Genomic DNA, 5,466 nt, shown 5'->3' on the forward strand with positions numbered 1-5,466 from the left:
GCCCGGGCAGGGCTGGGCGGTGATCTGTACCGCATCGCCCTGCCGCGCCAGCAGTTGCCGGAACTTCTCGCTGCGCAGCGTGCCGGTGGTGGCGAGAACGCCGATGCGGCCGTTGCGGGTGGCCGCTGCGGCCGGCTTCAGCCCGGGCTCGACGCCGACGATCGGCAGCGCCGGCCAGCGCTCGCGCAGGCTCGCGACCGCCGCGGCCGTCGCGGTGTTGCACGCGACCACCAGCAGCTTCGCGCCCTGCGCCACCAGGTGCTGCGCAATGCGCTGCGAGCGCTCGACGATGAAAGCCTCGCTGCGGTCGCCATACGGCGCGTTCGCCGAATCGGCCAGGTAGCGCAGCGGCGCCTGCGGCAGCTGCCGGTGCAAGGCCCGCAGCACCGAGAGCCCGCCGAGCCCCGAATCGAACACGCCGATGCTGTCGGCGACAGGGGTCTTGGAGGGCAGCGGCACGGGCATGGCGGCGCAGTCTAGCAACGCATTCCTCGTGAACGTCGCGTCCGCGACGCGAAAACCGCCCCGACCTGTGCGAGAATAAAAATAGCACGATCGTTCTATTTCGATGCCGCAGCAGGGTCTCCCCCGGCGCCGCGCGCGGGGTGCCCGAGGCCCCGCCACTAGAATCGATCAACCCTTTCAGAGTCATCAGGAGCGTGCGAATGAAGGTATTGGTCGCGGTCAAGCGCGTTGTGGACTACAACGTCAAGGTGCGGGTCAAGAGCGATGGCAGCGGCGTGGACATCGCCAACGTCAAGATGAGCATGAACCCCTTCGACGAGATTGCCGTCGAAGAGGCGGTGCGATTGAAGGAGAAGGGCGCGGTGACCGAGGTCATCGCCGTCTCGCTCGGCGTCACGCAGTGCCAGGAGACGCTGCGCACCGCGATGGCCATCGGCGCCGATCGCGCGATCCTCGTCGAGACCACCGAAGAGTTGCAGCCGCTGGCCGTGGCCAAGCTGCTGAAGGCGCTGGTCGACAAGGAGCAGCCGGGCCTGGTGATCCTCGGCAAGCAGGCGATCGACGACGATTGCAACCAGACCGGGCAGATGCTGGCCGCGCTGGCCGACCTGCCGCAGGCCACCTTCGCGAGCAAGGTCGAGATCGCCGATGGCGCGGCGATCGTCACGCGCGAGGTCGATGGCGGCCTCGAGACGCTGAAGGTCACGCTGCCGGCGGTCGTCACGACCGACCTGCGCCTGAACGAGCCGCGCTACGTGACGCTGCCCAACATCATGAAGGCGAAGAAGAAGCCGCTCGAGGTGCTGAAGCCGTCCGATCTCGGTGTCGACGTGACGCCGCGCCTGAAGACCCTGAAGGTGAGCGAGCCGCCGAAGCGCAGCGCCGGCATCAAGGTGCCCGACGTGGCCACGCTCGTTTCCAAGCTGAAGACCGAAGCCAAGGTGATCTGACCATGACCGCACTCGTGATTGCTGAACACGACAACGCCTCGATCAAGGGCGCGACCCTCAACACCGTGACCGCAGCCGCCCAGTGCGGCGGCGAGGTGCACGTGCTCGTCGCCGGCAGCAACGCCGGTGCCGCGGCGCAGGCCGCCGCGCAGATCGCCGGCGTCACCAAGGTGCTGCATGCCGACGCCGCGTACTTCGAACACGGCCTGGCCGAGAACGTCGCGGCGCAGGTGCTGGCGGTGGCCTCGGCCTACAGCCACATCGTGTTCCCGGCCACCGCCAGCGGCAAGAACATCGCGCCGCGCGTGGCTGCCAAGCTCGATGTCGCGCAGATCAGCGACGTCACCAAGGTCGACAGCCCCGATACCTTCGAGCGCCCGATCTACGCCGGCAATGCCATCGCCACCGTGCAGAGCGCCGACAAGGTGAAGGTGCTGACGGTTCGCACGACCGGTTTCGACCCGGCCGCCGCCAGCGGCGGCTCGGCGGCGGTGGAGAGCATCGCCGCCGCGGCCGACGGCGGCAAGAGCAGCTTCGTCGGATCCGAGATCGCGAAGAACGACCGCCCCGAGCTGACGGCCGCGAAGATCATCGTCTCGGGCGGCCGCGCGCTCGGCTCCAGCGACAAGTTCAACGAGGTGCTGACGCCGCTGGCCGACAAGCTCGGCGCCGCGCTGGGTGCGAGCCGCGCCGCGGTGGACGCCGGCTACGCGCCGAACGACTGGCAGGTCGGGCAGACCGGCAAGATCGTCGCGCCGCAGCTGTACATCGCGGCCGGCATCTCGGGCGCGATCCAGCACCTGGCCGGCATGAAGGATTCGAAGGTGATCGTCGCGATCAACAAGGACCCCGAGGCACCGATCTTCAGCGTGGCCGACTATGGCCTCGAGGCTGATCTCTTCACGGCCGTGCCGGAGCTGGTGAAGGCCCTGTAAGACCCGGAGCCTGCGCCGCAAGCAGTGCCCCGCAAGCCCGTTGGCTCGATCGAATCAACGGGCTTTCTTTTGCCTGAACGAGAACAAGGAGACAACGATGAGCTACATCGCCCCCGTCAAGGACATGCTGTTCTGCATGAAGGAACTCGCCGGACTGGAGGCCGTGGCGCAGCTGCCCGGCTTCGAGGACGCCGGGCTGGAGACGGCGCAGGCGGTGCTCGAGGAATGCGCGCGCTTCAACCAGGAGGTGCTCGCGCCGCTGAACTTCGAGGGCGACAAGAACCCGTCGTCGTGGAAGGATGGCCAGGTCACCACCACGCCCGGCTTCAAGCAGGCCTTCCGCCAGTTCGCCGAAGGCGGCTGGCAGGGCTTGCAGCATCCGTCGGATTTCGGCGGGCAGAACCTGCCGAAGACGATCGGCGCGGCCTGCATCGAGATGCTCAACAGCGCCAACATGAGCTTCGCGCTGTGCCCGCTGCTGACCGATGGCGCGATCGAGGCGCTGCTCACCGCCGGCACCCCCGAGCAGCAGGCGCTGTTCCTGCCGAAGATGATCTCCGGCGAGTGGACCGGCACGATGAACCTGACCGAGCCGCAGGCCGGCTCCGACCTCGCACTGGTGCGCACGCGCGCCGAGCCGCAGCCCGACGGCAGCTACAAGATCTTCGGCACCAAGATCTTCATCACCTACGGCGAGCACGACATGGCGGGCAACATCGTCCACCTGGTGCTGGCCCGCGTGGTCGGCGCACCCGAGGGCGTGAAGGGCATCAGCCTGTTCCTGGTGCCGAAATTCCTGGTGAATGCCGACGGCTCGCTGGGCGCGCGCAACGATGCGCACTGCGTGAGCATCGAGCACAAGCTGGGCATCAAGGCCAGCCCGACCGCGGTGCTGCAGTTCGGTGACCATGGGGGGGCCGTCGGGCAATTGATCGGCCAGGAGAACCGCGGCCTCGAGTACATGTTCATCATGATGAACGCGGCCCGCTATGCSGTGGGCATGCAGGGCATCGCGGTGGCGGAGCGGGCCTACCAGAAGGCGGTGGCCTATGCGAAGGACCGCGTGCAGTCGCGCCCGGTCGACGGCTCGGTGGCCGGCAGCGCGAGCATCATCCACCACCCCGACGTGCGCCGCATGCTGATGACGATGCGCGCCCTGACCGAAGGCTGTCGCGCGATGGCGCTGACGGCCGCGGCCGCCTACGACGCCGCGCATGCGCACCCCGATGCCGAGGTGCGCCAGCAGAACCAGGCCTTCTACGAGTTCATGGTGCCGCTGGTGAAGGGCTACAGCACCGAGATGAGCCTGGAGGTGACGAGCCTCGGCGTGCAGGTGCACGGCGGCATGGGCTTCATCGAGGAGACCGGTGCGGCGCAGTACTACCGCGACGCGAAGATCCTGACCATCTACGAGGGCACGACCGCGATCCAGGCGAATGACCTGGTCGGCCGCAAGACGGCGCGCGACGGCGGCCGGACCGCGAAGGCGATCGCCGCGCAGATCGAGAAGACCGAGGCCGAGCTGGCACGGCGCGACAGCGTGGCCGCGCGTGCGGTGCTGAAGCGGCTGGCCGTGGCGCGCGAGGCCTTCGTGCAGGTGGTCGAGTTCGTGGCCGGATCGACGAAGGCGCATCCGAACGCGGTGTTCGCCGGCTCGGTGCCGTACCTGATGCTGGCCGGCAACCTGATGGCCGGCTGGCAGCTGGCGCGGGCGCTGCTGGTGGCCGAGACGCAGCTGGCCGCGAAGGAAGGGGATGCGAGCTTCCTCCAGTCCAAGGTCGCCACCGCACGCTTCTATGCCGAGCACATCCTGAGCCGCGTGCCCGGCCAGCGCGATGCCATCCTCGACGGCGCCGACAGCGTGATGGCGCTGGCGATGGACGCATTCTGATCTGTCAATTCAACGGAGACCCGCCTTGTCGCTTCCGCCCGTTCTGCAGAACCTGCCGCTGCCGGTGATCGGCTCGCCGCTGTTCATCATCAGCAACCCGAAGCTCGTGATCGAGCAGTGCAAGGCCGGCATCGTCGGCGCGATGCCGGCGCTGAACGCGCGCCCGGCCGAGCTGCTCGACGAGTGGCTGGCCGAGATCACCGAGACGCTGGCCGCGCACGACCGCGCGCACCCGGAGCGCCCGGCCGCGCCGTTCGCGATCAACCAGATCGTGCACAAGAGCAACGACCGGCTCGATCACGACATGGCGCTGTGCGCGAAGTACAAGGTGCCGGTCATCATCACCTCGCTCGGCGCGCGCACCGACGTGAACGACGCGGTGCACGCCTGGGGCGGCATCGTGCTGCACGACGTCATCAACAACTTCTTCGCGAAGAAGGCGATCGAGAAGGGCGCCGACGGGCTGATCGCGGTGGCGGCCGGTGCCGGCGGCCATGCGGGCGTGAAGAGCCCGTTCGCGTTGGTGCAGGAGATCCGCACCTGGTTCGACGGCCCGCTTGCGCTGAGCGGCTCGATCGCGAGCGGCGATGCGATCCTGGCGGCGCGGGCGATGGGTGCCGACCTGGCCTACATCGGCTCGGCCTTCATCGCGACCGACGAAGCACGCGCGAGCGACGACTACAAGCAGATGATCGTCGCCAGCAGCAGCGACGACATCGTCTACAGCAACCTCTTCACCGGCGTGCACGGCAACTACCTGAAGGGCTCGATCGTGAAGGCCGGGCTCGACCCGGAGAACCTGCCCGAGAGCGACCCGAGCAAGATGAACTTCGGCGGCGATGCGCGCAAGGCCTGGAAGGACATCTGGGGCTGCGGGCAAGGGATCGGGGCGATCGATTCGGTGGTGCCGGCGCGCGTGCTGGTGGAGCGGCTGCACGGGGAGTACGAGGCGGCGCGGCGCAGGCTGGCGGTGGCCTGAAGGGATTCGCGCCGGATCCTTCCCTGGCAATCCCGGTTGACGCTGCGGGTTCGCCGCGCGCACAGTGCCACCACGCATGTCGCGCGAGGAGACCGCCATGAAGAACATGTCCCGTCCGGCGCTGATGCTGTCCGGCGCCTTGCTGTTTTCCCTCGGCCTGGCCACCGGCCTCACCGCCCAGACGCTCACCGATTCGCCGCAGCGCGCCGAGCAGAAGCGCACCGACCTGAGCGGCACGCCCAACAT

5 protein-coding genes are annotated in these 5,466 nt (G+C 68.4%); 4 read left to right on the forward strand and 1 reads right to left on the reverse strand.

From position 1 onward, the window contains the following. Nucleotides 1–459 (reverse strand): glutamate racemase (locus AC1D12_RS23355; RefSeq protein ID WP_477843160.1); only part of this gene is annotated, 459 nt, incomplete at its 3' end. A gap of 206 nt (nt 460–665) precedes the next feature. Between AC1D12_RS23355 and AC1D12_RS23360 the strand changes: the two genes are divergently transcribed. From AC1D12_RS23360 to AC1D12_RS23375, 4 genes are all read left to right on the forward strand, one after another. Further along, on the forward strand, nt 666–1,415 hold the full coding sequence (locus tag AC1D12_RS23360; RefSeq protein WP_465112288.1) for an electron transfer flavoprotein subunit beta/FixA family protein: 750 nt from the start codon (nt 666–668) through the stop codon (nt 1,413–1,415). A gap of 2 nt (nt 1,416–1,417) precedes the next feature. Then, nucleotides 1,418–2,350 (forward strand): electron transfer flavoprotein subunit alpha/FixB family protein, encoded by a 933-nt coding sequence (locus AC1D12_RS23365; protein WP_465112289.1) that lies wholly within the window; start codon nt 1,418–1,420, stop codon nt 2,348–2,350. Nucleotides 2,351–2,447: 97 nt separating this feature from the next. Continuing rightward, nucleotides 2,448–4,241 carry an acyl-CoA dehydrogenase gene (locus AC1D12_RS23370; RefSeq protein ID WP_477827486.1) on the forward strand — a complete coding sequence of 598 codons (1,794 nt, stop codon included), beginning with the start codon at nt 2,448–2,450 and terminating at the stop codon, nt 4,239–4,241. Between the two features lie 25 nt (nt 4,242–4,266). After that, on the forward strand, nt 4,267–5,220 hold the full coding sequence (locus tag AC1D12_RS23375) for an NAD(P)H-dependent flavin oxidoreductase (protein ID WP_465112291.1): 954 nt from the start codon (nt 4,267–4,269) through the stop codon (nt 5,218–5,220). The last annotated feature ends 246 nt before the right edge of the window (nt 5,221–5,466 follow it).

The organism is Rhizobacter sp. P1_G5, assembly GCF_056405435.1.

Coding starts and splice junctions, on each gene's coding strand:
- AC1D12_RS23360 (WP_465112288.1), top strand. CDS start 666: ATGAAGGTATTGGTCGCGGTCAAGCGCGTTGTGGACTACAACGTCAAG.
- AC1D12_RS23365 (WP_465112289.1), top strand. CDS start 1,418: ATGACCGCACTCGTGATTGCTGAACACGACAACGCCTCGATCAAGGGC.